The 25,866-nt window shown below is 42.5% G+C and carries 20 protein-coding genes and 1 pseudogene; 10 read left to right on the top strand and 11 right to left on the bottom strand.

Translation table 11 applies throughout. The features are described 5' to 3' along the window. The first annotated feature begins 803 nt into the window (after positions 1–803). Positions 804–2,108 (top strand): aspartate aminotransferase family protein, encoded by a 1,305-nt coding sequence (locus tag LZT22_RS11550; protein ID WP_233925413.1) that lies wholly within the window; start codon positions 804–806, stop codon positions 2,106–2,108. Positions 2,109–2,164: 56 nt separating this feature from the next. Continuing rightward, a complete protein-coding gene (locus LZT22_RS11555; RefSeq protein WP_233925414.1) occupies positions 2,165–3,022 on the top strand; it encodes an amino acid ABC transporter substrate-binding protein in 858 nt (285 codons plus the stop codon). A 122-nt stretch (positions 3,023–3,144) separates the two neighbouring features. Here LZT22_RS11555 and LZT22_RS11560 read toward each other — a convergent pair whose 3' ends face one another. The 4 genes from LZT22_RS11560 to LZT22_RS11575 form a co-directional block, all read right to left on the bottom strand. Further along, positions 3,145–4,110 (bottom strand): tripartite tricarboxylate transporter substrate binding protein, encoded by a 966-nt coding sequence (locus LZT22_RS11560; protein ID WP_233925415.1) that lies wholly within the window; start codon positions 4,108–4,110, stop codon positions 3,145–3,147. Between the two features lie 10 nt (positions 4,111–4,120). Further along, entirely contained in the window at positions 4,121–4,849 is a 729-nt protein-coding gene (locus tag LZT22_RS11565; RefSeq protein WP_233925416.1) for a hypothetical protein, read from the bottom strand. A gap of 26 nt (positions 4,850–4,875) precedes the next feature. After that, on the bottom strand, positions 4,876–5,421 hold the full coding sequence (locus LZT22_RS11570) for a YggT family protein (RefSeq protein ID WP_233925417.1): 546 nt from the start codon (positions 5,419–5,421) through the stop codon (positions 4,876–4,878). A gap of 303 nt (positions 5,422–5,724) precedes the next feature. Then, on the bottom strand, positions 5,725–6,768 hold the full coding sequence (locus tag LZT22_RS11575; RefSeq protein WP_233925418.1) for an alpha/beta fold hydrolase: 1,044 nt from the start codon (positions 6,766–6,768) through the stop codon (positions 5,725–5,727). Between the two features lie 672 nt (positions 6,769–7,440). Here LZT22_RS11575 and LZT22_RS11580 point away from each other — a divergent pair. The 7 genes from LZT22_RS11580 (at position 7,441) to LZT22_RS11610 (ending at position 16,511) form a co-directional block, all read left to right on the top strand. Continuing rightward, a complete protein-coding gene (locus LZT22_RS11580) occupies positions 7,441–8,409 on the top strand; it encodes a tripartite tricarboxylate transporter substrate binding protein (RefSeq protein WP_233925419.1) in 969 nt (322 codons plus the stop codon). Between the two features lie 18 nt (positions 8,410–8,427). Next, on the top strand, positions 8,428–9,891 hold the full coding sequence (locus tag LZT22_RS11585) for an NAD-dependent succinate-semialdehyde dehydrogenase (protein WP_233925420.1): 1,464 nt from the start codon (positions 8,428–8,430) through the stop codon (positions 9,889–9,891). A gap of 663 nt (positions 9,892–10,554) precedes the next feature. Then, positions 10,555–11,691 carry a M20 family metallopeptidase gene (locus LZT22_RS11590; protein ID WP_233925421.1) on the top strand — a complete coding sequence of 379 codons (1,137 nt, stop codon included), beginning with the start codon at positions 10,555–10,557 and terminating at the stop codon, positions 11,689–11,691. A 21-nt stretch (positions 11,692–11,712) separates the two neighbouring features. Next, positions 11,713–13,074, top strand: a complete 1,362-nt coding sequence (locus LZT22_RS11595; protein WP_233925422.1) for an aspartate aminotransferase family protein — start codon at positions 11,713–11,715, stop codon at positions 13,072–13,074. A 2-nt stretch (positions 13,075–13,076) separates the two neighbouring features. Next, a complete protein-coding gene (locus LZT22_RS11600) occupies positions 13,077–14,336 on the top strand; it encodes a Zn-dependent hydrolase (RefSeq protein ID WP_233925423.1) in 1,260 nt (419 codons plus the stop codon). A gap of 17 nt (positions 14,337–14,353) precedes the next feature. After that, positions 14,354–15,868, top strand: a complete 1,515-nt coding sequence (locus LZT22_RS11605) for a M81 family metallopeptidase (RefSeq protein ID WP_233925424.1) — start codon at positions 14,354–14,356, stop codon at positions 15,866–15,868. 73 nt (positions 15,869–15,941) lie between these two features. Then, entirely contained in the window at positions 15,942–16,511 is a 570-nt protein-coding gene (locus LZT22_RS11610; protein ID WP_233925425.1) for a LysE family translocator, read from the top strand. On the opposite strand, the gene LZT22_RS11615 is transcribed toward LZT22_RS11610, so the two are convergent. The 6 genes from LZT22_RS11615 to LZT22_RS11640 all read right to left on the bottom strand — a co-directional run bounded on the left by LZT22_RS11615 (position 16,500) and on the right by LZT22_RS11640 (position 23,301). Then, entirely contained in the window at positions 16,500–17,483 is a 984-nt protein-coding gene (locus LZT22_RS11615; RefSeq protein WP_233925426.1) for an ABC transporter ATP-binding protein, read from the bottom strand. The genes LZT22_RS11610 and LZT22_RS11615 overlap by 12 nt on opposite strands. Continuing rightward, a complete protein-coding gene (locus tag LZT22_RS11620) occupies positions 17,476–18,480 on the bottom strand; it encodes an ABC transporter ATP-binding protein (RefSeq protein WP_233925428.1) in 1,005 nt (334 codons plus the stop codon). The genes LZT22_RS11615 and LZT22_RS11620 overlap by 8 nt, the downstream gene beginning before the upstream one ends. A gap of 3 nt (positions 18,481–18,483) precedes the next feature. After that, a complete protein-coding gene (locus LZT22_RS11625) occupies positions 18,484–19,272 on the bottom strand; it encodes an ABC transporter permease (RefSeq protein WP_233925451.1) in 789 nt (262 codons plus the stop codon). A 119-nt stretch (positions 19,273–19,391) separates the two neighbouring features. Further along, positions 19,392–20,333: an ABC transporter permease gene (locus tag LZT22_RS11630; protein ID WP_233925430.1), complete on the bottom strand. Its 942-nt coding sequence runs from the start codon at positions 20,331–20,333 to the stop codon at positions 19,392–19,394. Between the two features lie 34 nt (positions 20,334–20,367). Continuing rightward, positions 20,368–21,966 (bottom strand): ABC transporter substrate-binding protein, encoded by a 1,599-nt coding sequence (locus LZT22_RS11635; RefSeq protein ID WP_233925431.1) that lies wholly within the window; start codon positions 21,964–21,966, stop codon positions 20,368–20,370. Positions 21,967–22,068: 102 nt separating this feature from the next. Further along, positions 22,069–23,301 (bottom strand): amidase, encoded by a 1,233-nt coding sequence (locus tag LZT22_RS11640; protein WP_370635229.1) that lies wholly within the window; start codon positions 23,299–23,301, stop codon positions 22,069–22,071. A gap of 382 nt (positions 23,302–23,683) precedes the next feature. On the opposite strand from LZT22_RS11640, the gene LZT22_RS11645 reads away from it, so the two are divergent. Next, the gene (locus LZT22_RS11645) at positions 23,684–24,985 is read left to right on the top strand and encodes an amidase (protein WP_233925435.1); all 1,302 of its coding nucleotides are present in this window, start codon (positions 23,684–23,686) and stop codon (positions 24,983–24,985) included. A gap of 32 nt (positions 24,986–25,017) precedes the next feature. Here LZT22_RS11645 and LZT22_RS11650 read toward each other — a convergent pair. Beyond that, a pseudogene (locus LZT22_RS11650) lies at positions 25,018–25,650 on the bottom strand (transposase); the annotation flags it as partial. Positions 25,651–25,866 lie beyond the last annotated feature (216 nt).

Here is a 25,866-nt window from a genome sequence, read left to right on the forward strand (position 1 = left end):
CTGCCAGCAGGCTATCAATGAGTTCTTGGGGTACTGCTCGTTTTGCTGCTTCGGTCATCATCATTACTCCTATGGAGTGGGCTTTTACCCATTATTAGACCGTTTACACAAAATTTAGTACACCCCCACTTAAGGCAAATGTATTTGAGCCTCATACTTATCGACATATCCTCAGTTTTCCAATTATTAAAAATCAGCTAGATAATAAAATTTTTGTTAAAACAAGTTTTCTTATTTCTAGAACAAAACAGGGCGCAGGTGCTAGCTTGTTTGTCTCTGGATTCTACTTAGATGAGTTGGTAAAAATTGAAAATGAATTGAAAATAGCAAATAGGATTGCAGTTCTTGATTCGTCTTTGATTGATGAGCTTATTGTTTTGCCAATTTAGGTGCCCTGTCCATATCATCAAACACGTCAGAGTAGGATTAACAATCTAACCTCCAAGATTCCAAGTTCAATTCTTAGTAGCTGAACTGCTGTCAATTTAGGTCCACAGCCAAAGAGAGTTTTTCTATAGTAAAGCATTGAAGAAAAATTGGTTGATTTTGTTTCTTTTGGGGTACTCTAGTTTGTTGAGATACTCTATTTTGTTCCTTTGCCTCTAAAACTGGTCCAAATAGCGCCTTAATTTTCATCAAATTTCAGTCCAGCATCCCTTTAATATGGTTCGCTAGGCAAAGGCAAGAAAAATCTGGTAGGATAAAAACTAGTCTGATTCAAAGTGAAAAACGAGGGAGAATGCCATATCCCTTTTTTAAAAATAGCTTTGAGCGTCATAAAAAATATAGAAAGAAGAATGGAGATGGATAAGGCACTTCGAGCTGCGGCACAAGAGTATATGGTTAGATATGGTGGAGATGTTTTTCCTAATCTTTTTAAAAGTGCTAAAGGCACGATCGTAATTGATGATACTGGCCGTGAAATATTAGATTTCACTTCGGGACAGATGTGTGCCACCATCGGTCATAATCATCCTGCCATTATTAATGCTGTAAATGAGGCCAGTAAAAAAGCCTTTCATATGTTTAGCGGAATGATTCCAGAGGTTGTGGCGCAATTAGCGGCCAAAGTTGCAACAGAGTGGATGCCACCATCTTTAACTAAGTCTATTTTTATTAACACCGGCTCAGAAAGTAATGAAGTTGCTTTACGGATGGCAAAAATGTATACCAGCGGCTATGAGATTTTGGCTGTTGGAGGATCTTGGCATGGGGTTACAGGTGTAGCAAGTTCAGTTTCTTTTGCGAGTGATCGGAAAGGTTATGGCGTGCCTCCAGCGGGCGTTTTCGTATTACCTGAGCCCAACATGTATCGACCTTATATTCCAGAATTGGGCTCAGAGCAATCTGCATTGAAAAGTCTAGAAATTGGCTTGAAAATGTTTGACATGGCTTCAACAGGCAGAGGCGCTGCTATTATTATCGAGCCAATAATTAGCGCAGGTGGAGTACTAATTCCGCCAAAAAGTTATATGCAAGCATTACGTAAGGCTGCCGATGATCGCGGTATGTTACTCATTTATGATGAGGCGCAAACTGCCTTTGGTCGTATCGGGAAAAGAACAGCCTCCGATTTATTTGGAATTGTCCCTGATATCATGACCCTATCAAAAACAATGGGTGGGGGTCTTCCATTAGCGGCTGTGGTGACTACACCAAAAATTGAACAAGATATTTATGAGAAGGGCTTCTCTTTTTATACCAGCCATGTTTCCGATCCTTTACTTGCTACAGTTGGCTTAGCGGTTCTAGATACCATTAAGAATGAAAGTTTAATCGATAAAGCTAACGTTACTGGTGCATATTTAAGAAATAAACTACTTGAGTTACAAAATAAATATGATTGTATTGGCGATATTAGAGGCGAAGGTTTATTGTTTGGTGTTGAATTAGTGCAAGATCGAAAAACGCGATTGGCACACCATAAGTTGGGCGAATTAACCACTAAAAAATGTTTTGAGTTAGGATTAAGTATGAATATTCGCAGACGACCAGAGCGCGGATCTGTATGGCGAATTGCGCCGCCCCTAACTGTATCTAATCAAGAAATTGAAAGGGCTATTGCAATACTTGATAAGGCACTAGAAGTTAGTTTAAAAGCAATTTAACGAATTATTATTTCTTACTGGAAATTATTATGAAAATGTGCTCATTACCAATTCTATTGACTTTATTTATTTCTATTAATGTGCAGGCTCAATTAAATAATACTGATGTAAAAATTAAAAAATTAAATATTGTTAATGTAGGCGTAAGAGAATCCTCAGCACCACTTTCTTATATGGTAGGTAGTAATGCTTATTCTGGTTATCATGTTGAATTATGTGAGAGGATATTAAAAAAACTATACCCAAATGCCAAAATTAATTACATGGCTGTTACACCTCAAAATCGTATTCCTTTAATCCAAAATGGGACAATTGATATTGAATGTGGATCAACTAGCAATACCACCGCCAGAAAAGAGCAAGTTGATTTTGCAGTTACAACATATGTAACTGAGGCACGCTATGCGGTTAAAAAATCTTCTGGCATTAATTCCACTGATGATGTAATCAAAAAGAAAATTGTTACAACCGTTGGTACTACCCCTGTACAGCATTTACGTAAGCTGGAACTGCTTAAAGGCGTTAAGTTAGATGTAACCTATGCCAAGGATCACTCCGAAGCATTTTTATTGGTTGAGTCTGATCGAGCCGATGCTTTTGCTATGGATGACAACATACTAGCTGGAAATATTGCCGCTAGTAAATCACCTGGAGATTATAAAATCGTGGGTGACCCATTAAGTGTTGAGGCGATCGCAATTATGCTGCGCAAGGATGATCCGGTATTTAAGGCGGGGGTCGATAACCAAATTAAAGACATGATGAAATCTGGCGAGCTAAAAAATGTTTATCAGAAATGGTTTTTAGCGCCGATCCCACCAAAAGGCTCAGTCATTGGTATTCCGATGGGAAACTCCTTAGTTGAGCTCTTTAAAAATCCAAGTGACATACCGGCTGAACCATTATTTAAATAAAGCGTAGTTTCAGAGGGTGCCTTATAAAGTTCTATTAAGATCTTGAACTACCGTTAATTTAGCATCAAAGCCAAAGAGAGCTTTTTTAAATTAATTGTTGAGTAAGCCCAACGGGTAGCTTTTTAATCTAAGCTGATCTTGGCATCTTTAGCTACTTTGCCCCAGCGAGTCCATTCAGATTCAATCATGGCATTCGCTTGCGCAGATGTACCTGGTGATGGGGTTATGCCCCCCTTAGTTAAGCTAGTTCGGACAACTTCGCTATTAAGTACTTTATTCAAACTTTGATTAAGTGTTTGAATGACAGCGCTAGGGGTATTTTTCGGAGCCACCAAAATTTGCCAGCCACTGATGACTACAGGAACGCCTTGTTCTGAAAGAGTGGGAATGCTATCTGATGTAGGTATGCGTTTTTCAGAACTCACCCCGAGAATTTTAATTCTTCCGCCGATAGCTTGTGGTAGGGCAACTGATAAGGGCACCATCATCGCATCAACATCTCCAGAAGCTATCGCAGTGATCGCTGGCGCTGCGCCTTGAAAAGGAACATGAGTTAAATCAATTCCTGTTGTTTGTTTAAATTTCTCAAAAGCAATTTGAGATGTGCTGCCAATACCCCAAGAGGAGAAATTTAATTTTCCTGGGCGCACCTTAGCATACTCAATAAATTCTGCAAGAGTATTGACGTTCAGCTTAGGGCTGACTACTAGCGCAAAAGGAAAGCTACCCACTATACCAACTGCAGAAAAATCTTTCAGTGCATCGTAATTCACTTTTTTGTAAACATGAGGATTAATGGCAAGACCTTCTGCGCCCGCTAAAAGAAGGGTATAGCCGTCAGGCTGTGACTTAGCAACAAAGTCAGTACCAATCATCGTATTAGCGCCAGGCTTATTTTCTACGATGATCGATTGGCCAAGTTGCTCAGTTAAGCCTTGTGCAATCGTACGCGCTGAAATATCCACATTACCACCGGCTGTAAATGGAACGATTAATTTAATCGCACGGTCAGGAAATGGAGCAGCATTCACTAAGTGAATGATACTAAATAAAAAGACAGTAAAAAAAATATTTTTAAATAGTTTCATCATGTATTCCTTAGTTATATTTACCTGATAGTAATGATCCAAACCCCTGAATATTGCAGTTGACCCCAGCAGTTCTTAAGGAGTTCCACATGGTTGCTGCAATACTGGAGATAATGGGTTTTCCAAGATTACGTTCTGCATTGTCTATGGCATCAATCGTGGGCATGCCAACGCCACTCACAAATATGGCATCAGCCCCAGAAGCATTTACTTGCTTCATGAGTTGACCTGCTCTTTCGGGGGTCTCATCATAGATATTTTTTACGTCTGGTAAGTTACCAAAGTGAATAATATTAAATCCATACTCTTCCAGTAAATTTTTACAGCGTAGAGTATTTTGCTCGCTATAGGGTGTGCCAAAGGCAATATTGCTCACTCCAATTTTTTTTAATGCGGTCACTACGCTACCAAAAGCAGTAATGAATGGAATTTCAAACTTTTTTTGCAGACGATCAACTAATTTCGCCTCACCATCTTTGCCTAGGGTATAGCTGTTAGCCGTATGAGCCATAGCTACTACCTTGGGCTTAACCAATTTCATTAACTCAAGATTTTCATCGAGATGGTCAATTTGGGATTGATTACGTTCATCTTGTCCCAATAAACTGCCCGTTTCACCAAATGCAACCATTCTGGTGAAATGTACTGAGAACTCTGGGCGCGCCATCTTAATCACTTCACCTTCAGTATTAGGGTTACCAGGAGGAATTAAAAACCCAAGGCGAACAAGTTTCTGCATTGTGCGTGACTCCAATTTATTTTTTTCTACTTTAGGCTGCTTAAAACAATCTGGAGTACTTGCAAAATCAATAATAAGACGAGAGGTGATAAATCAAGGGTACCTAGATTGGGTATTACTCGTCGAATGGGCCTAAGAAGCGGTTCGACTAAAAGAGATATAAGGCATTGGATTTGAGAACCAGCACTGATCCAAGAGAGAATGACGCTTGCGAAAACCAGCCAAATGAGACCCGAAATCGTTAAGTCTAAAAGCTCAATCGAGGTAATAATCAGCGAAGATACAGTCAAAGGTATTAGCCCAGATATCCAAGATAAGATAATTGTTTTGCCTAAAACGAGAACATAGGCAGCAAGAAAGCTAGCGGTATCAAATCGACCTAGGCTAGGAATAACCCGGCGAATTGGCAGAATGATCCAATTGGTGAGAGGGTGCAAGTAAGACCCAATGGATTTAATTTGACCAGCCCCAAGATTAGATCCAAGCCACTGTATATAGCAACGCAAAAGACAGGCACCGGCGACAATGCTTACAAATACTTGAAGTAGTAGGTTTGTAATTTGTATTAACATCTGCCCAGTTTAACCATTTCCTAGGCCGACTGTTCTATCTAGAGCAAATTTATTAAGCGTCTATTTGGCAGACGCTTTTCTCAATACATCGCATCATGATCGCCAACATTGATAAGAACAATTTCATTTTCAGTAGTGAGGGCTCATTGTGCGACTCGACACATAGTTAATACTTTATACCGGACACATACTTTACAGTTTTAGGCATAGGAGGGACCACTCTGTGCCGTGGAATGAAATATTTATTGATCACAAAGGTGGTTTAAGTGCCCCTTAATGGCTATGATGGGTCAACTAAGAAGCCTACTTCTCGGGCTTAAAAGAGCTATCTAAAAATTCTTGTACGCCTGTAAACATAAGCATGCGATTTTTTTCCATGATGATTGAGTGCGTTCCTTCGCTAATCTGCAGCATGATCTTATACGGCGCATTTTCAAGTTTTGTGAAGTACTCGTACAGCATGTAGCTAGGCAGGTCAGCATCCCACTCGGCATGAACTAGCATGACGGGCACGCGAATATCTTTAGGCTCGTAAACAGGCTTGCCAGCCGTCCAGTATTCACGTGAGTCTTGAACTGTTCCATTAGGGGCCCTCAGCTTTTTAGGACTTTGTGTTTTACCCCATGGGTCTGTCTCAAAAGTAGCATCGGCCCATTTTTCAAACCAACCTGGAGGAATTAAATTGGCTTTTGCATTCTCAGGCACGCCAGTAAGCCAACGATTTTTTGCATCAGCGATTGATACCACTCGATAAGCGGGCAATGCCCCCCCTTTATCAGTCAAGGGCGCTCCGCCTTGACGTAACCATTGAGGAGCATACAAAACCAACTTATTTACCTTTTCATTATTTTCGGTTGTGTACTTACCCATAATGGTAGTTCCCCAAGACCAGCCGAGTAAATTCGTCTTATTAATGTTACGTTTTTTTAAGATGTAATTCACTGCACTTGAAACATCCCTGACTGCAACATCGGTCCGGACAATGGGGGGATTTTGTTCAGCGGGCTGTTCCAGTTCAGGGGGGCGAGTTGATTTGCCATAACCCCGTAAGTCAACCAGCCAAACATCGTAACCCTTTGAGGCTATATATTCCATCCAAGAAGTCCCGCCAAGCGATAAATCAAAAGCAGTTTCTGCTGGATAGGTTGATCCATGCACATAAAGCAAGGTTTTTTCAGGGGAGAATTTTTTCATCCCAGTTAGGTGCTTATTGCGCACATAGAGGGAAATTCCTGGGGTATCGCTCGGAACCATGTACTCTGTCATTTCAATCTTGCCAGCCGCAAATACTGGGCTAAGGCCAAAGTAGGTAATTAGCACCAATAATAATTTTGTTGTGATTTTCATTTTGCCCCGATCAGTTTTTATAACTACTTTTTAATTTAGTTAATCTTACTCTTAACTTGTGACGACCCTTTAAGGCCAAAAGAAAATGCCTCGCATTGCCGTGGTACTAAATTGACAGCAGTTCAGGAGGGTCTCTGTTGAATTAGCCATGAATATGATTTAATTGAATTTGATTATGATGAAGTGATATAAATATTAAAGGACCATAGATCAACTCGAAGCCCAAGATCTATATGGGTCTAATGGGAAAAACAGCGGATTAAAAGAATATTGTTCCACCTAAAAGCCTAATTAATTCAATAGCTTACAAGCGTCAAAATAGGGTGTGCAATGAAGTGTGTAATGACTTTTTAGGTCACATTGGTGATGGGTTCGGGATTCGAATTTTTTTAAAAAGGTCAGAAAAACTACCGATAAAACTTGGATTTGGTGCGTCCCTTTGCATCAAATTCCAGTCCAATTAAGGCCTTAATTTTCATCTAATTTTAGCCCAACATCTGTTTAATATGGTCTGCTAGTGAAAAATTACCTCATCACTTAGGTGGATCTGATTTCAATGCAACTGGCGGGTTAGGATTTGATGTAAATTAACATGCTAGCGATGCAGACTTTAATTATGCAGCATCATGACTAATCAAAATTTTAATAGTTAAAATTAGCATAAAGGGTTTTATGAAAATCGTATATCAGTTAGTTCGCTTCCTATGCTTATTATTTGTTTGTACCTCTATCGCTCATTCTCAGACGTATCCGAATAAACCGATCAAGTTAATCGTACCATTTCCACCTGGCGGAACAGCTGATATTCTTGGCAGAATGCTTGGAGATAAGCTTGCTGTGGTTACATCTCAATTAGTGATTATCGAAAATCGTGCTGGCGCAGCTGGCGGGATTGCCGCACAATTAGTAGCAAAGTCTCCACCGGACGGATATACATTATTACTTGGAACCACTGGTACTCAAACCATGAATCCAGCGATTAACTCTAAATTGCCATATGACCCATTAAAAGATTTCGCCAGCGTCAGTAATTTTGCTGCATCACCATTTGTCTTAGTTGTAAATCCAAATGTGCCAGCGCAAAACTTAAAAGAACTCATTGACCTAGCAAATAAAAAACCTTGGTCTTTGCGTTACGCTTCGTTTGGTTCTGGAAGCTCTGCTCATATGACTGGCGAGATGTTCAAGTTACGTGCTGGTGTCGATATCGTCCATGTCCCTTACAAAGGAGCTGCTCCGGCATTGGTTGATGTCATTGGTGGTCACGTTGATATGATGTTTACATTAGCTCCTAGCATAGTCCAGCACTTACGTTCTGGGGCTTTACGAGCAATTGCTGTCGCTGCTCCACAAAGAGACCAGGCAATTGCTTCAGTTCCAACCTTTACTGAAGCGGGCCTTAGTAATTTTTCTTCTGATTCTTGGTATGGAGTATTCGCCCCTGCCGGAACCCCTCAACCTATTGTTGCTAAGTTAAATGCGGATATCCAAAAAATATTGGCCATGCCTGATGTGAAGCAAAAATTAGCCAGTGAAGGTGCGATCCCCGTTGGAAATTCGCCTGAGCAATTTACCGAACAAGTTCGCAAAGAGCTTGAACATTGGACCAAGATCGCCAAAGAGGCAAAAATCAGTGAGTAACTTTATGGCTGCATTCACATGTTGATAAGCATAAAGAATAAATCTCTCTTTCGCGAGCAGGGGGTGATCGATGGCATCTGGTGTGGATCTGATTCTAATCAGACTCTCAATGTACTTAATCCCGCATCGGGAGAAGTGCTTGGCACAATCCCAAATATGGGAACTTCGGAAACCAGGCGGGCAATATTGGCCGCAAAGAACGCATGGCGAGGATGGCGAGAAAAAACCGCCCGTGAGCGCGGGGTCATTTTGCGTCGCTGGTATGACTTAGTACTTGAACATAAAGATGACCTGGCAACCATAATGACTCTAGAGCAAGGGCGTCCGTTGATTGACGCTAAAAATGAGGTCGCCTACGCAGCTAGCTTTATTGATTGGTATGCGGAAGAGGGTAAAAGGATTTATGGGGATGTCATTCCTCAGCCGCAACGGGATTCCAGAACAATTGTTCTAAAGGAACCCATCGGTGTTTGTGGGGCCATTACTCCGTGGAATATGCCGAGCGCAATGGTCTCCAGAAAGGTTGCTACTGTTTTAGCTGCTGGATGTACCGTAGTGTTAAAGCCAGCAGAACAAACACCGTATTCGGCCATTGCGCTTGCTGTGCTTGCACAGCAAGCGGGGGTTCCCAACGGTGTTTTTAATCTAGTCACTGGTGACCCTGAAACCATTGGAATGGAGTTAACCACCAATCGGATCGTTCGTAAAATAACGTTTACGGGCTCGACTGAGGTCGGAAAGATATTGATGCGACAAAGTAGCGACTCCATTAAAAAACTTTCCCTAGAGCTTGGTGGTAATTCACCATTCATAGTCTTTGATGATGCCGATATTAAAAAAGCAGTAAAAGATGCCGTTTCATGTAAGTTTCGTAATTCTGGGCAAACTTGTGTTTGTGCCAATCGTATTTATGTACAAGAATCCGTTCATGACCAATTTGTGGAGTATTTCTTTGAAGCAGTTCAGGCATTAAAAGTAGGTAATGGCTTCGAGGATGGGGTTACTCAAGGGCCGCTGATTGATCAGCATGCAGTCGATAAGATGGAGACCCATGTAAAAGATGCTTTAACTCATGGCGCTCAATTGCTTACCGGGGGTAAACGTCACGCCCTAGGTGCAAATTTCTTTGAACCTACCATCTTATTAAATCTCACCAATAAGATGCGACTGTACTCGGAAGAGACCTTTGGCCCCATAGCGGCCATTGCTAAATTCAGAACTGAGGAAGAGGTCATTGAAATGGCCAACGACACGGACTACGGTCTTGCCGCCTATGTGCATACAACAAATATTGGACGAATGTTTAGAGTGTCAGAGCAATTAGAGGTTGGGGTAGTGGGTATCAATAAGGGGGTATTTGCAACTGAAGTAGCTCCATTTGGAGGCACTAAACAATCTGGGATTGGCACAGAGGGATCCAAGTACGGCATTGAGGAGTATCTCCACCTTAAGCGCCTATCTATTGGCGGGGTGGATGATTAGTTTTGAATAATATTGGCAGGTAATTAGTCCTGGTGGGCCCACCAAAATCACGATACCAACTCTAGGGTTGGTATTTTTTTGAGCGTTACTTTAAGTAACGTTAGTGGGGGGGGTTGGTGGCTTCTAATTTGCTTTCAGTCGTTCAAAATCAACCCATTTAGCTGTAATGACTTGCTGTAGAAGAACTCTCTTTGGTCGTGGGTGTTAATTTCCATCTAAAACTGATCCACCATTTGCATCTAACTTTAATCCAGCCAAGTGATGGAGTTATCTTTGACTAGCGGCCTATATTAAACAGATACTGGACTGAAATTCCATGCAAATTAGGGCGCTAATTGGATCAGTTTTGCATGCAAGGCAACATATTGAGCTTAAGGAAAGCTACTGCAGGCCTAATTTGGCGCCCAAGGCTTCTAAATAGGGCGGTTTTGTAGTAATTGCCCCCATACCACCCCTCCGTCACTTAACAAAGAGGAGAACTAAAAAATTGAGGGCCTTCTATCCCTTATTTTCAAGGGATAGAAAAGCTGGTAGGATGATATCTAAGCTGATTACAACTGAAAAACAAGAGGAAGCTCATGGGATTAGCGATTTATTGCTTCTTTAATCAGTGACTTACTATAATTAGTATTTAGCAGAAATTAGATAGAGCCAAATCATTCAATGAATATTCCAGATCCAATTAAGCTAACCCAAGATTTAATTTGCTTTAATACGATTAATCCTCCGGGGAACGAGGATGAGCTGTGTAATTACTTAACTGAATTATTGAAGTCCGCTCAGTTTGAATGTATGAATGTTGACTTTGCCCCGAGGAGGCGTAGTGTCGTGGCTCGCATTCAAGGAACTCCAGGTAAATCTAATATTTGCTTTACGGGCCATGTGGATGTTGTTCCCTTAGGTGACCGTCAATGGGACTATGATCCCTTTGCGGGTGAAATTCATGATGGTAAGCTCTTTGGACGTGGCTCAAGCGATATGAAAAGTGGAATCGCGGCTTTTGTGGTCGCCGCTATGCGTACTGCCGAACTATCCAAAAACGGTAATGGAGTCAGTTTAATCATTACTGCAGGCGAAGAGACGGGCTGTGAAGGCGCTTTTTATATAGCTGCTCAGAAGCAGGTAATTGATTTTATTGGCAATGTGGGTTGCTTCATTGTTGCCGAGCCTACTGCGAATGAGCCCATCATTGGCCATAAAGGAGCCTTTTGGTTACGAGCAAAAGCAGAAGGGATTACAGCTCATGGCTCTATGCCAGAACGAGGAGATAACGCATTCTTTAAAATCGCTAAGGGTGCGCTCCTGATGGAAAAATTTCAGTTCGATACCCCACCTCATGACCTAATGGGACAAGGGACAATGAATGTTGGAACTGCCAAGGCCGGTCTGAATATCAACTCGGTACCCGATGCAGCAGAAATGACTTTAGATATTCGCACAGTACCTGGACAAAGTCACAAACACATCTATGGCTGCTTATGCAAAGTGCTTGGGCCCAATATAAAATTAGAGACCATCATGGATGTCGAAGGCATATATACCCCGCCAGATCACCCTTGGATTAAAACCGTATTTGCTCAATGCCAAGAAATCAATGGGTTAAAAGCAAGTCCTAAATCAGTTTCTTACTTTTCAGATGCATCAGCCTTGAAGGGGCTCATTGGTGACCCTCCAACGGTAGTCTTGGGGCCAGGGCAACCAGAAATGGCACATCAAACCAACGAGTTTTGCTATAGCGAAAAAATAAACCAATGCACTATTCTATTTGAGCGGCTCATCATAGATTGGCATAATCATTAAAAATATCGAGGTAAGTACAACATGAAAATTGAGACAACACAATTTAAAGAATCAAGCCCATCTGCCAATACTATCAATATGGATGCCTATTGGATGCCATATACTCCGAATCGTTACTTTAAGAGTAAACCCAAGATTATGGTGGCCGCGAAAGGGGTTTACTATACCGATGACAATGGTCGTCAATTATTTGACGGTGCCTCTGGCCTTTGGACTTCACCTCTAGGGCATGGCGATCCACGTATTATCGAAGCCATCCAAAAGCAGTACCAAAAAATGGATTACGTTCCTGCATTTCAAATGGCTGGCCCAGAAACATTTCGCCTGGCTGAAAGAATTACTCAGTACGCGCCTCCAGGCTTAAATAAAGTATTTTTTGTGAACTCTGGTTCTGAGGCTGTTGACACCTCACTCAAAATTGCTCTTTCATATCATCGTGCCAAGGGCGATGCTAGTCGCATTCGCTTTATAGGACGTGAACGCGCATATCATGGCGGCTGTGTTGGTGGCATCTCTGTTGGCGGTATTCCTACTAATCGAAAATCGTTTGGCGCAATGATGGTTCCTGGAGTTGATCATCTTCCTCATACTCTGAATCTTTCTCAAATGGCGTTTTCAAGAGGGATGCCTACGTGGGGTGCGCACTTAGCTGATGATTTGGAGCGCATCGTGATGCTTCATGATGCTAGTAATATTGCTGCTGTGATCTTGGAGCCTGTTCAAGGCTCTACCGGCGTGATCGTTCCACCTGTCGGCTACTTACAAAAAATTCGTGAAATCTGTGACAAACACGGCATTCTTTTGATTTTTGATGAAGTCATTACTGGCTTTGGGCGCCTAGCCGCTAATTTTGGAGCCGACCGTTTTGGTGTGAAACCTGACATAATCACCTTTGCCAAAGCCATTACTAATGGCGTTATTCCCATGGGTGGTGTTATCGTGCGTGAAGATATTTATGAAGCTATCGTCAATGCTGGAGGTCAAGAGCAATTGGTTGAGTTTTTCCATGGGTTCACTTACTCTGGTCATCCTATTGCCACTGCTGCTGCGCATGCGGCACTCGATATTTTTGAGTCTGATGGCATTATCGAAAAAACTAAAGTATTAGATACGGTATTAGAGCAGGGAGCCCACTCTTTGAAGGGCATACCTGGAGTACTAGATATTCGTAACTGTGGGGTTTCTGCTGGATTTGATCTAGAGCCCATTGCAGGTAACCCAGGTTTACGGGGTATGCAAGTCTTAGAGAGTTGTATTGAGAATGGAATTTTAGTACGTATCACTGGAGATACTGTTGCACTTGCCCCACCTTTTGTTGCTAAGCCAACTGAAGTGGAGTCTTTTATTGAAACCTTTGGTAAGGTTTTAAAGAAAGCCTTTTAGTTTTGACGAGCGCAAGTCTATTACGTGATCTTCGAGTCCGTGGTGATAGGTTATGTCAATCACTGCTTGAGCTCGCACAAATTGGAGGCACCCTAAAGGGAGGTGTTTGCCGACTTGCCCTCACTGACCTAGATAAACAAGGTCGTCTGTGGGTTGTAGAAAAAGCGCGCCGCTTAGGTCTTGAGATCACTATTGATCAAATCGGCAATACCTTTATGCGTCGCTTAGGGAAAAATTTGCAGCTTGCCCCAATCATGACTGGCAGCCACATCGATACACAACCTACTGGTGGTAAATACGATGGTAATTATGGTGTACTCGCTGGTTTAGAAGTGATTGAAACACTTAATGAACATGGAATTCAAACCCAAGCTCCTATTGAAGTAGTTTTTTGGACGAATGAAGAAGGTTCGCGCTTCACTCCAGTGATGATGGGCTCAGGTGTTTTCGCTGGAGAGGTGAGCCTAGATCATGCTTATGGAGCATCAGATATTGAGGGAAAAAAAGTCAAAGATGAATTGCAACGCATTGGTTTTCTGGGAGAGCAAATACCGGGCGAACATCCTTGTGGCGCATACTTTGAGGTACACATTGAACAAGGCCCAGTTCTTGAAAACAAAGAAAAGGTAATTGGTGTGGTACCCGCAGTCATGGGCTTACGTTGGTTTGATTGCATAGTGCATGGCTTTGAAGCACATGCGGGCCCAACACCAATGGATATTAGAGTTGACGCTCTACAAAATGCGATAAATATTATGCAAAAGGTGGTGGGCATTGCCAATGAATTTAAGCCGCATGGTAGAGGTACTGTTGGCATGGTTCAAGTATTTCCAAACAGTAGAAATGTAATCCCAGGACAAGTTCAATTTTCAATTGATATACGGCATCCTGACTCTGCAATACTTGAAAAGATGACATCTCTGCTTAGAAAATATATTTTGCAAATATCTTCTGAAAAATCGATTGTGATTGATTTAAAAGAAGTATCGTACTTTCCACCATGCAATTTTGATAGCGATTGTGTTGATACTATAAGGCGGGCAGCCATTGAGTTAGGCTATTCTCAGATGGATGTGGTATCTGGTGCTGGCCATGATGCAATTTACATGAATCGTTTAGCTCCGACAGGAATGATTTTTATACCCTGTAAAGATGGTGTTAGCCATAATGAGATTGAAGATGCAAAAGCAGAACATATCGAGGCTGGAGCCAATGTTCTACTTCACTCTATGCTTGCATTTGCCAAGCCAGTTAATCACTAATTTATACGGCAAGACTGATGCAAGAGAAAAAAAGCTTAGGTAAATGGGTCATTGCGCGCTTTCAGCATGAAACCAACACATTCTCTCCCATCCCCACGCCACTAGAGGCATTTAATCCACTCTGGAATGAGCATGCTTTTAAAAATCAAGAGAGCGCAAGAACAGCAATGGGCGCTTTTATTGAGATTGCGAAAAAAGAGCAAGTAAAAATTGTGACACCTGTCTGCGCCTTTTCAAATCCCAGCGGAACAGTTGACGGGAAAGCGTATGAATCTATTTGTAATAGCATTTTGGAGACTGTTGAACAAGGTTGCGATGCCGTTTTACTAGATCTACATGGGGCTATGGTTTCAGAGTTCTCAGTTGACGGTGAAGGAGATTTACTGAAAAAAATTAAAACAATTGCTCCAAATGTCCCCATTGCAGTAGCACTCGATCTCCATGCTAATGTCACTCCTGCGATGGTTATAAATAGTGACCTGATAGTAAGTTTTAAAACTTATCCTCATGTTGATATGTATGAGACAGGCTTGCATGTTGGCCAACTCTTACGAGATTTACTCAAAGAGAAAATAAAGCCCTCAATGGCATATCGTCAAATCCCTTTACTATCTCATACTCTCAGAAGCAATACTAATGAAGGCGCTATGCAAGAAGTAGTGCAAGCGGCTATCGAAATGGAAAAAAAGCCGGGTATTTTAGGAATCTCGATCTTGGCTGGCTTTAGCCTAGCGGACTTTCATGATGCCGGTATGTCAGTGATTGTGATTGCAGATCAAAACTATCCTGCTTCTGCCAAACTCGGAAACGAGATTGCCGATGAGTTACAAGAGATGATTCTGTCTCAAGCAGATGGGTTTATTTATAAAAGTATTCCCATTGCACAGGCACTTAATAAGGCGCGTGAACTGACGCTATCAGCAGCATCGGAACCTGTTTTATTGTTAGATCACAGTGATAATGTCATGTCTGGTGGACCATGTGATACAACTGATATTTTGGAGGCTGCCCTCCAAGCTGGACTGAGTAATATTGCAGCTGGGCCCATCGCCGATCCAGATCTCGTTCAACAATTGATTCTGCTTGGGCCAAACAAGTCAGTAGAGATTGAGCTTGGAAATAAATCAGGCTGGACTTATCGTGGTGTCCGTAAACATCCCTTAAAGCTTAAGGGCGTTGTTAAAGCTATTAGCGATGGCAAGATTAAAGTCACTGGCCCAATATTTACGGGTTCGATCTTGAACATGGGGTCCAGCGTTCTGTTTGAAACGGCCCATGCTCAAATTGTCATTAGCTCGGAAAGAGTAGAGCCTTATGATATTGCCGTCATGACTAGTCTAGGTATTAAAATAGAATCCAAAACCTATATACTACTTAAATCGAGAATGTATTGCCGCCCTGTTTTTTTTCCATTAAGTAAAGGCTTTGTTGAGTGCGACTCCGATCAGGGCGGGCCTACAAGTTCAAACTACGATTGGTTTGACATTAAGCATATTAGGCGTCCGATATATCCCTTAGATAAATTAAGCTAGCCTTGTCATATTGAATATGCTCTCTATCTTTAGCTTCAACGAATTTATTGCATTAATCTTTTTTTGTGCAATCATGACATTCTCCCCTGGTCCTAATACGATGCTCACGACAGCAATTGCAACGAATGAAGGATTCCGCCGCACGATTCCTTTTGCTTTAGCTGTGCCAATAGGGTGGCTTGTTATTATGCTTGCTAGTGTCTTTGGTATTGGCGCTTTAGTTACTGAAATACCAAGTATTCGTCTTGGTATCAAAATACTGGGTTGCACCTATTTAATCTGGTTAGCTCTAAAGCTTTGCAAAAGCAAACTACTTCATGAGGTTAATCCCGCCCGACTGAATATGGGTTTTGCCAGAGGTGTCGCGATTCAATTGCTTAATATTAAAGTCTGGTTATTGGCTATTACAATCATGGGTTCTTGGATTATTTATGCGGAAGGCCAACCAAGCCCAAACCCAGATGAACGATTGATGATGGCTTGTGCAGTAGTAATGTTCTTTGCGTTTATAAGCAATATGACTTATGCCCTCGCTGGAGCTCTATTTAAGACTTGGCTGTCCACAGGTAAACGTCTTGTGATATTTAACTACATATTAGCTGCATTATTAATTGCAACTGCTATTTGGACATTAAGTATTTAACTTAAAGTGGCAGGCAACAAAATGCCCACTTGATAGCTCCTCTAACAAGGGAGCTTCTACTTTGCAGCGTTCTTGAGCATAAATACAACGGGTATGAAAATGACAACCACTTGGACGATTAATTGGACTTGGTACATCATCTCTTAGTACAATTTGCTTGCGCTGATGTTTAGGGTCGGGAATAGGTATTGCTGAAAGTAAGGCCTCTGTATAGGGATGAGATGGGCGATTGAAGAGCTCTGCTGTTTCTGCTAATTCAACAATACGCCCTAAATACATCACTGCAATGCGATGGCTAATATACTTGACCACTGCTAAATCATGTGCAATAAATAAGTAGGACACAGCAAATTCTTGCTGTAAATCACCTAAGAGATTGATCACCTGAGCCTGCACTGAGACATCTAGTGCAGAAACTGGCTCATCACACATAATGAGCTTAGGCTTTACTGAGAGCGCTCTTGCTATACCCAAGCGTTGCCGCTGTCCACCTGAAAACTCATGGGGGTAACGTAACATTTGGTCGGGGCGCAAACCAACTAGGGCAAAAAGTTCACGCACTCTCTCACGTCCTTCAACTTGAGATAGTGGCTCAAAATTTCTTAAGGGCTCGGCAACTATATCGGCTGCTCGCATACGAGGATTTAAAGAAGAGTAGGGATCCTGAAAAACTGCCTGAATTTCTTTTCTATAGGGTCGAATTTGGGCCCTGGTTAGCTGATCAATTCTTTCGCCTCGCCAATAAATTTCCCCAGCACTCGGATCTATTAATCGAAGAATTGTGCGACCAACAGTAGACTTCCCGCAGCCACTTTCTCCAACTAGTCCAAGTGTTTCACCTTCATATATAGAAAAGCTGACTCCATCAACCGCATGAACATAGCCAGTAATGCGACTCAAAATTCCCTTATGGATAGGATAGTGCTTACATAAATTTTTAAGCTCTAAGAGCTTATTTTTGCTCTTATTCATACGCTGGTCTTAACAAAACTGGATTCCAGCAAGCCACCCAATGTGCATTCTCATAATCTTTGAGCGGGGGCGATTCTAGAGAGCATCGTTCAGTAGCTGCTGAGCAACGTGGTGCAAATGCGCAACCAATGATTTCATTTCGCATTGACGGTACCATACCCGGAATTTCAACTAAGCGTTTGGAAGCAGAATCGTCAAGGCGGGGCATAGAATTTAAAAGACCTAGGGTGTATGGGTGCATCGGCTTTTCAAATAAATCATTTACGCTGGCTTCTTCTACCTTACGTCCGGCATACATCACTACCACACGCTGTGCCATTTCAGCAACAACACCCAAGTCATGAGTAATTAAAATAATAGCTGCTCGGGTTTTGTCTCTGAGTTCACGCATGAGATTTAAGATTTGTGCCTGAATAGTGACATCTAAAGCCGTGGTGGGCTCATCGGCAATCAAAATTTCAGGATCACAAGCTAAAGCCATAGCGATCATGATGCGCTGGCGCATGCCACCAGAAAGTTGATGAGGATATTCATTCATCCGGCTTTCTGGCTCAGGAATATTAACCATCTTTAGCAGTTCGAGGATTCGAATACGCGTCTCTTCCATGCTGCAATGGCGATGCAACTCTAAAACCTCTCCTATTTGCCTGCCAACAGTGAGCACTGGATTTAAAGAGGTCATCGGCTCTTGGAAAATCATAGAGATCTTGTCACCGCGAATATCGCGCATCTCTTCATCAGAGAAGTCTAATAGATCTTTGCCATGAAATCGAATCGATCCAGAAATAATTTTTCCTGGTGGTGAAGCAATTAAACGCAGAATTGATAAAGAGGTAACACTTTTACCGCATCCTGATTCACCTACAATTGCCAAAGTTTCTCCTTCAGATACAGAAAAAGATACGCCGTCAACAGAACGCACAACACCATCACGCGTGTAAAAATAGGTACGTAAATCTTCAACCTCTAAAATAGGTTTTCCAGTAGTTTGACTCATCGCTTACATTCTCCTGGATAAACGAGGGTCTAAAGCATCACGTAAGCCATCACCTAAATAGTTCACGGCCAAGACAGTTGCCGATAAAAAAATAGCAGGGAAAAAAATCAGATAGCCAGCAATCTGAAAGAGGCTTCGTGACTCGGCCATGATATTTCCCCAGCTAGGAATATTGGGTGGTGTTCCGGCACCAATAAAAGATAGTATTGCCTCAGTAATCATTGCAGATGCACAAATATAAGTCGCCTGAACCAGTAAAGGTGCTGCAATATTCGGCAAAATATGCCGTAATAAAGTTTTCAACAAGGGCGTACCCGCTGCAGCCGCCGCCTCAACATAGGGCTGTTCACGCAAGCTTAAGACCAGACTGCGTACTAAACGTACAACCCTAGGTATCTCTGCTAAGGTAATGGCGATAATCACATTCTCCATGCTTGCTTTGGTTAGCGCCATTAAGGCAATCGCCAATAAAATTGATGGAATTGACATCAAGCCATCCATAATGCGCATGACTATGGGGTCTAGCCACCTTATAAAGCCCGTAACTAAACCTATAGCCGTCCCAATGAAGGTACTTAGTAATGCCACTGCGATACCCACGGTCAGAGAAACACGCGTTCCATACATTACTCGGCTGTAAACATCTCGCCCTAGGGCATCTGTGCCAAACCAATCTTGCCAACTTGGTGGTTTCAAGCGATTCAAAGGTGTTACTGCCTGAGGATCGACTGTAGCCAAATAGGGTGCAAATATTGCAATAAACCCCATGAAGAATAAAGTAGCAGCCCCAATGACAGCAAAGGGGTAGCGTTGATATAAGGCTGGTAATTGTGCTTTAAAAAAATGACTAAGTTTGAAGAGTTGTCCTGACCAATCAACATGTTTCACACTTGAGTTATTGATCATGGCATTTAATAACGTATACGTGGATCAAAAAAGATATAAGATAGATCGATTAACAGATTGACGATCACATAGGTGGCTGAAAAGATTAAAATGACTCCCTGAATAATGGGATAGTCACGACGCAAAATTGCATCAACAGTCAGTCTACCAATTCCGGGGATGGCAAAAACCGTTTCAGTTACCACAGCACCAGAGATCAACAAACCAATACCAATACCAATGATCGTAATAATAGGAACAGCCGCATTCTTAAGCGCGTGATGAATCATGATGTCTCGCTCTTTTAAGCCCTTTGCTTGAGCTGTACGAATATAGTCTTGTGACAAAACATCCAAAACGCTGGCACGAGTAATACGGGCAATCAGAGCTGCATAAACTGTTCCCAAAGCCAAGCTAGGCAAAATTAAATGGCGGAACCAAGGCCAAATACCCTCACTGATCGGTCGATAACCTTGTACTGGCAACCACTGTAATTGCAATGAAAAAAGTAGGATCAATAGATAAGCAAGAACAAAGACTGGTAAAGAAAATCCAAGTACCGAAAATCCCATGATGGCATGGTCTAATTTGCTCTCTGCACGGGCTGCTGCGATAGCACCCAAAGGCACAGAAGTCACAATAGCCACAATTAGGGTGCAAATGGTTAAGGATAAAGTGGGCTCTACCCTCTGAGAAATTAACTTAGATACGGGCAGATTATTAAAAATAGAGGTGCCGAGATCGCCATGAAAAAGCGCCCAAACCCAATTTCCAAAGCGCACTAAAAAAGGCTGATCTAAACCTAAGGATTGGCGAATTCGTGCGATATCGTCAGCACTGGCAACATCTCCTGCAATCACTGCCGCAGGATCGCCAGGAGTGAGATAGAGCAGTGAAAAAACAAAGAACGCAACGACAGCCATTACGACTATCGTTGCGCCCAAACGCCTTACTATGTATGAAAGCAAAAAATAACTCCTAAACTCTTAAACAAAAAGGAAATTATTTTTTCTCCACATTCCAAAGAAATGCCATTGGCGCCACAATGATTCCAGAAAGATTCGTTCTATAGGCTGTTGGCAAGATAAATTGCGCAGTAGGCACATATGGCAAGAATTCAAATGCACGGCCCTGCACCGCTTCTGCTGCTTTTTTAGCTGCAGCAGCATTAGGGGCCTCAAAATACGCTTCACGCAATGTCTCTATCTTTGGATCAGATGGCCAACCAAACCAGGCTTTGTCACCATTACCACGAATGGCAAAGTTTACGCCTGGATTAAGAAGGTCAGGACCAACAAGCCATGTGTGGAAAATTGACCAACCACCCTTATCAACAGGTTCTTTAGAGGTACGGCGCGTAATCAAGCTACCCCAATCACCTGCTTGCAACTCTACATTCAAACCTAATTTACGCAAAAGCTCTGTAGTCAAAAGAGATTGAGACTGCACAATAGGTTGGTCAGCTGCGGAAATGATGACGATCTTCTCACCTTTGTAACCAGATTCTTTAATCAGCGCTTTAGCTGCTTCAAAGTCACGCTTACCGGTCAACAAAGTTGAGCCAACACTACTAGCTAATGGTGTGCCACAAGTGAAGAACGAAGCGCAAGGTTTGCCATTTTGTGGGTTACCAGCAATACCTAAAACATAGTCAGGCTGGTTTAGTACCATTGCAACAGCACGGCGCATTTTTTCATTATTAAATGGTGGGTGTAGAAAATTAAAACGAATCATACCCATAGAACCCAGTGGATCAATGTTATCTATCTTGACACTACTGTTTTTAGCAAGCAATGGAATTAAATCTGGTGGCATTTGCTCCCACCAATCAGCCTCACCATTACTAAGCGCATTTGCTGCTGTTGCTGAATCAGGTATGTAGAGCCACTCAACACGATCAACTTTTGCTACCTTACCGCCAGAGGCCCAAGAAGGCGCTTCCTTGCGTGGAACATATTCCTTATTCTTTACATACACTACCTTACTGCCAGGAACCCACTCATCCTTAACCATTTTGAAGGGGCCAGAACCCGTAGGATCAGTAATGTTAGTAAATGCATCAGTCTTTGCAATACGCTCAGGCATGATGAAGGGCACATTTGAGGAAGGCTTTCCTAATGCATCTAGTACAAATGCAAAAGGCTTTTTGAGCTTGAGGACGAATATTTTGTCATTAGTAGCACTCCAAGACTCGGTAGACTCAGCCAACTTTTGACCAAGGCCATCTCGCTTTGACCAGCGATCAAGCGATGCGATCACGTCAGCAGACTTTACTGGTGTTCCATCATGAAACATTAATCCGTCACGTAATGTAAAGGTATAGGTTTTTTTATCAGGACTAACAGTGAACTTATCAACCATCTGAGGCTTAATTTCAAACTTGCTATCCATAGCAAACAAGGTGTCATACACCATATAGCCATGATTACGAGTGATATACGCAGTAGTAGCGATGGGATCTAAGATCTTAAGATCCGCTTGAGCAATAAATTTTAATGTCTTTTGCTGCTGAGCCTGCGCTGGAATAGCAGTAAGGATTGCGCTAAGTATTGCGACAGGAACAATTGCCAAAAATATTGAACGTTTTAAAGTATTAATCATAGTGTCTCCGTAATAAAATGAATTAAAAACCAAGCTGATGAGTTGGTGAACTGCATACCTTAACTTTATAATAGAGCTATACCAGCAGATATCTCATCAGCTTCAACGTGGTGCATCTAAGTAAGTTTTTACCATAAATATAAGATTGTGTTCTTGAAATTGTCTGCCCACCAACTGAATACCTGCCAAGCTAGGTGCCGTCAAGCCCGCGCCATCTTTTGCTGAGAGAAGAGGCATTCCTAGGATAGGCAATCCTGAGGCTCCCATTGGAAGACTGAGCTTTCGTAAGGGCTTGGCGGCCTCGGGAAGCTTGGTTGCCTCTATGGGTCCACAGGGTGTTAAGGGCAGTGCAAGGAGATCTACCATATTATATAAACTCGCCATAGCTTGACGAAATTGGCCTAATTTCTCGTAAGCCCTTGTAAGCGCTTGAGAGTCAAGTGTTGCCGAAGTCCGCAGTTCATTGACCACCGGCTTTCCCAATTGGTCAGCAAATAGCTCTACTTCCCCACAAATCGCTTTAAAGTCTTTGAAAAACTCCATTTGTAAGATAGTGAGAGCAGATTCTGTCGCAACGGAAAAATCAGGCCAAAACTGCTCAAGGAATTTAACTGCGGGGTTAGCCTGTGCATTTTGCATAAATTGGAAAAAGGTTTTGCGAACAGTAACATCAACGTCATCCAAAAGACGAGGGTCCCATCCTATTTTGATAGTCGCTACATTGTTACCAAGTTGTGTCGGGGTCGATTTAGGGGTAAATGAAGTGCCTAAGAAATACTCACAGTCTTCCAAAGTATTCACTAAGGGGCCAACAACATCCAAAGATCTAGATCGCGGTACTATGCCATCTAAAGAAAATGATCCGCTTGACGGCCTGAGACCAATTATTCCGCACCAAGCAGCTGGAATTCGTATAGACCCCCCAGTATCGGACCCTAGGGCCATTGGTACTATACCCATGGCCACGGCTCTAGCGCTTCCGCTAGATGAACCACCTGAGAGGCAACCATTTAAATGTGGATTGGGAACATTTCCAAAGTGGATATTTTCACCCGTTAATCCAACCGCCCATTCATTCCTATTGGTTTTACCAATAGGAATTGCACCTCGCTCAATCAGTCCCTGCAAGACCGAAGCAGTTTTTCTAGCCTTCTTAGAATATACTTTCGGGCTACCAGTGGTAGTGACTAAATCAAGCCAATCAATATTGTCTTTGACTGCAAAAGGAATCCCACAGAGGTCCCCACATTCTTCGCCCCTTTTGATTTTTGCATCAACAAGCTCAGCCAATTCCAGCGCACCTTCTACATCAAGACGAATAAAAGTTGGTGAAATATCAGAATCTAAGGTTTCCCGCTACGCTAAACTTAAAGCAAGTTCAACTTGCGAGCGAGCTGATCGAGAGCCGCTTTTTACTTCAAGCGAGATAGCTTTTAAGGAGGGCCAGTGGTGATAAGGCTGCATGATTAATCCCATTATTCTTTAGTGCTTATGTAAGCAAAGAGCTTACGTTACTGAAAATAATAGCAAGCTAGCGACCATGCTACACATTTTTTCTAGCTCTCACTTTTGACCAGATTAAAGGTCACTAGTGCCACCATAAATGTAAAATCCACCGATTTTGCTGTAATGATTTACTATAGAAGGAAAGGGCTACCTTTGGTTTTATTATTACATTACCAGTAACTTAAGATTGGTAATCAGAGAGGTGATCAATATGGGTAAACAATATTTGGGTTTGATTGCGGCGACTAAGCAGATTGGCGAACACCAGCTTGATCCAAAGACTCTGTTAAATACATCCTTTGAATTAGCTAATCAATTAGAGCCAAACTTAAAAGCCTTTGTTTCTAGAAACACCTTGGAGGTATTACAAAAAGCAATTCAGCCAGGACCTTTGTCAGGCATTCCGATTGGCATTAAAGACATCATTAATACCTATGATTTGCCAACCACTAATGGTTCACCGATTTATGCCAATCATCGCCCTAAGCACGATGCAACGATTGTGGCAAAAATCCGCGCACTTGGAGGAATTATTTTTGGTAAAACCGTTACTACTCAGTTTGCTTGGAAAACGCCAGGCCCGACAGTCAACCCTTGGAATGGGGCGCATACCCCAGGGGGATCTTCCAGTGGTTCAGCTGCCGCAGTTGCGGCCGGCATTGTGCCGTTGGCCTTGGGTAGTCAGACAGTGGGTTCGATTGTGAGACCTGCAGCATTTTGTGGAGTAGTGGGTTTTAAACCTAGCTTCGGTGCTACCTCGAAAGAGGGTGTTCATCCGCTGTCCTTTTCCCTAGATCACATAGGATTTTTTACCCGTTCAGTCGACGATGTGGCCTTTGCATTTCAATTACTCAAAAATGAAAGCACTAAGGAGGAAGGGCTGATCATTCCTGATTTGCAGCTAGACAGTAATCATCTTATTGCCTCATTGCCAGCCCCCAGAATCGCTTTTATCAAAACTCCATTTGATGGCTTAATGAGCCAAGAGCAACAGGAGACCATTCAATTTGTAATTGGAAAGTTAAAGCAAGCCGGTGCCAGCGTGCAAACCCTGGAATTACCAGCACAATATTGGAATGCATTAAGCTCCATGCAACTCATTATTGAGTTTGAAGTAGCACAAATCCATCAGCAACACATGAAAACCGTAAAAGACCTGCTGTGCCCCAATATTCAAGAGCTCGCAACAAAAGGGCGGCAACATTCGCCGGCGCAGTATGAATCTGCTTTAGCCTTGCAGATAACATTACGCCAATCCATTGGTGAGATATTTAAGAGCTTTGACGCTTTGTTATGCGCGCCTGCAACGGGTGAAGCACCCAAAGACTTAGGTTGGACTGGTGACCCATCTTTTTGTGCCCTTGGAAGTTTTTTAGGAGTGCCCGCAATTAATCTTCCAGTAAGGAAATCAGCAAATGGCTTACCCTTAGGAATTCAGCTAATGGGTAATTACCAACATGATGAAACTTTATTGAAAGCCGCAAAGTTTACTGAACAATCTATCTGCGAATAAACTAACCTTTCTGAAGAAGAGAGTTGGTTGGGCTTATAACCTGTTTGAGAGCGCAGGCCATCTGCCTTCATCAGCCGATAGACCCGCTGCTCACCACAAGCAACCCCCAGATCTTGCAGATCATCATGGATCTTGCGATAACCATAGATGGTGCCACTCGCAATCCAGGCCTCCTTAATCTGGCTCACAATCCCTAAGTTCTCACGTGCCCTAGCTGAAGTGGGTTCTTTAAGCCAAGCGTAATAGCCACTGTGGTGTACACGCAAAACTCGACACATTGTGCGAATGGCATGCTCAAACCGGTGGGCTTGAATAAACGCGTACCTCAACCGGACTCCTTGGCAAGACCGTGCAGGTCTTCCCCGACAATCTTAGGCTACTTCATTAGCCTGATTGGCGTGAAAGTAATCGGCGGCCTTTTTTAGGATGTCGCGTTCTTCAGTGACCCGCCTGAGCTCCGCCTCCAATCTTTTTAGCTTGGCCGCTTGATCATCACCTGCTAAACGCTGCTCTGCAGGTACCCCATATTTATTAATCCAGGCATACAAGCTATGGGTTGATACCCCTAAACGCTTAGCAATATCAGCTACCCCAAAACCCCGCTCAGCCACCTGTTTAACTGCTTCTAATTTGAACTCTTCAGTAAATCGCTTGCCTTTACTCATAACACCTCCTCATAACCTAAATATTAGGCTAGAAAGTGTCTACTAAAGCGGTAGCGATTCAGGCATCACTCAAAGTATGTCTAGAAAAGGCAATTGCCTAGATAACGCCGTGGGGGTCAGTTCACTAGGGTTGGTATTTTTTTGAGCGTTACTTTAAGTAATGCTGGGGGGGGTCGGTCTACTAAGCGCAATGTCAACGCTCATTGGTTTTTTACT

The organism is Polynucleobacter sp. IMCC 29146 (assembly GCF_021395195.1).
Taxonomy (GTDB): domain Bacteria; phylum Pseudomonadota; class Gammaproteobacteria; order Burkholderiales; family Burkholderiaceae; genus Polynucleobacter.

Excerpts from the sequence above, each read along its gene's own strand:
- LZT22_RS11575 (WP_233925418.1), bottom strand. The coding sequence starts at position 6,768 with ATGAAAATCACAACAAAATTATTATTGGTGCTAATTACCTACTTTGGC.
- LZT22_RS11610 (WP_233925425.1), top strand. The coding sequence starts at position 15,942 with ATGACATTCTCCCCTGGTCCTAATACGATGCTCACGACAGCAATTGCA.
- LZT22_RS11570 (WP_233925417.1), bottom strand. The coding sequence starts at position 5,421 with ATGTTAATACAAATTACAAACCTACTACTTCAAGTATTTGTAAGCATT.
- LZT22_RS11605 (WP_233925424.1), top strand. The coding sequence starts at position 14,354 with ATGCAAGAGAAAAAAAGCTTAGGTAAATGGGTCATTGCGCGCTTTCAG.
- LZT22_RS11585 (WP_233925420.1), top strand. The coding sequence starts at position 8,428 with ATGTTGATAAGCATAAAGAATAAATCTCTCTTTCGCGAGCAGGGGGTG.
- LZT22_RS11620 (WP_233925428.1), bottom strand. The coding sequence starts at position 18,480 with ATGAGTCAAACTACTGGAAAACCTATTTTAGAGGTTGAAGATTTACGT.
- LZT22_RS11645 (WP_233925435.1), top strand. The coding sequence starts at position 23,684 with ATGGGTAAACAATATTTGGGTTTGATTGCGGCGACTAAGCAGATTGGC.
- LZT22_RS11580 (WP_233925419.1), top strand. The coding sequence starts at position 7,441 with ATGAAAATCGTATATCAGTTAGTTCGCTTCCTATGCTTATTATTTGTT.
- LZT22_RS11635 (WP_233925431.1), bottom strand. The coding sequence starts at position 21,966 with ATGATTAATACTTTAAAACGTTCAATATTTTTGGCAATTGTTCCTGTC.
- LZT22_RS11550 (WP_233925413.1), top strand. The coding sequence starts at position 804 with ATGGATAAGGCACTTCGAGCTGCGGCACAAGAGTATATGGTTAGATAT.
- LZT22_RS11565 (WP_233925416.1), bottom strand. The coding sequence starts at position 4,849 with ATGCAGAAACTTGTTCGCCTTGGGTTTTTAATTCCTCCTGGTAACCCT.
- LZT22_RS11615 (WP_233925426.1), bottom strand. The coding sequence starts at position 17,483 with ATGAATAAGAGCAAAAATAAGCTCTTAGAGCTTAAAAATTTATGTAAG.
- LZT22_RS11590 (WP_233925421.1), top strand. The coding sequence starts at position 10,555 with ATGAATATTCCAGATCCAATTAAGCTAACCCAAGATTTAATTTGCTTT.
- LZT22_RS11595 (WP_233925422.1), top strand. The coding sequence starts at position 11,713 with ATGAAAATTGAGACAACACAATTTAAAGAATCAAGCCCATCTGCCAAT.
- LZT22_RS11560 (WP_233925415.1), bottom strand. The coding sequence starts at position 4,110 with ATGAAACTATTTAAAAATATTTTTTTTACTGTCTTTTTATTTAGTATC.